Raw genomic sequence first — 1,319 nt, 5'->3', positions numbered from 1 at the left:
ATGGTCTCATCATCGGGGAAATCCACGCGCAACCGGCGGGCGATCTGCTCCGGGCTCCAGCCCTGATCTCCGCGGTGAGTTTGTTGCGTCCGTTCCATTTCCCGCCGGCAGGACCGGTGAAGGTTCGGCCGTCGGGGCCGCGTACGACCCCGGAGAGCTTGTCCTGGACGTAGCGGCGCAGCCGGTCGTTGGCGACCAGCTTGGCCGTTTTGGGACGCCGTGCCCGCCGTTCAGCGTGCCATTGAGCGATCGAGGCTTTGTCATCAAGCCGGTAGGTGCGCGTGGAGGCGTTGCGCCGCAATTCCCGCGAGATCGTCGAGGCCGCACGGCCGAGCCGGCGGGCGATATCGCGCACACCGGCACCCTGAGCGCGCCACAAGGCGATGTCTTCGCGCTCACCCGATGACAGATAACGGCCCGAAACATTCACTGGCAAGCATGGATTCACACCGCCAGCGTGACGGAACCACCGAAACCCGACCGGAGATGACACGCCCGCGGCTGCCGCGGCGTCCTCCGTCATCACCCCCGCGGCAATAGCCTCCCAGAACCGGACCCGGTCCTGGCGCCAGGCCACCGTCGGCCGCCCCGGTGAGGGAATCTGCCTTCGATAGCCACGAACCTCAATTTGTCGCTTCCCATAACCCACCGCACACCTCCGAAATCGAGGCGTTGCGACGATCAGTTGAATCCAGCTTGACTACCCCTGTCCGAATGAACGATCGTCGCGGCAGGTGAACGCAGCCCCACAGCTTGATCCAGGGCAGCCACTGCCAGCGAGGACTTCATTCGCGAGTCCATCGAGTATCCCACGATCCGGTTGGAATAGACGTCCTTGATGGCGCAGAGGTAGAGCTTGCCTTCATCGGTGCGATGTTCGGTGATGTCGGCCAGCCAGACCTGGTTGGAGGCCTGGGCGCTGAACTGACGCTGCACGAGGTCGTCATGGACCGGTGGCCCCGATCGACGGTTCAGGCCACGTTTCTTGGCGAAGATCGACCAGATGCGCTCTTGGGAACACAACCGGGCGACACGGTTCTCCCCGGCGGAGATCCCTCGCCCGGGAAGTTCGTCGGCGATGAATCGGTAGCCGAATGCGGGGCCGTCGGCATGGATGTCGCGGGCAGCGTTGATCAGGTGTGCATCATCCCAATCCCGCTGTGATACAGGCGCTTTGCGCCGTCGTAGAATGCCAGAGTGGAAAATCCCAGGACCCGGCAGGCCACCGTGACGGGCACGCCGTCAGCGCCCAGGCCTCCAACCAGGTCTGGCTGGCCGACATCACCGAACATCGCACCGATGAAGGCAAGCTCTACCTC

At 64.1% G+C, this 1,319-nt stretch carries 2 pseudogenes; both read right to left on the bottom strand.

The window, feature by feature from the left end:
- Positions 1–523 (bottom strand): annotated as a pseudogene (locus A5714_RS25460) (transposase); the annotation flags it as partial.
- 173 nt (positions 524–696) lie between these two features.
- Positions 697–1,319: pseudogene (locus A5714_RS16070) on the bottom strand (IS3 family transposase); the annotation flags it as partial.

The sequence above is a fragment of the Mycobacterium sp. E2462 genome, from assembly GCF_001672685.1.
In the GTDB taxonomy this organism is placed as follows: Bacteria; Actinomycetota; Actinomycetes; order Mycobacteriales; family Mycobacteriaceae; genus Mycobacterium.
The sequence above is the reverse complement of the archived record's forward strand: the minus strand, read 5'-3'. Positions and strand labels throughout refer to the sequence as shown.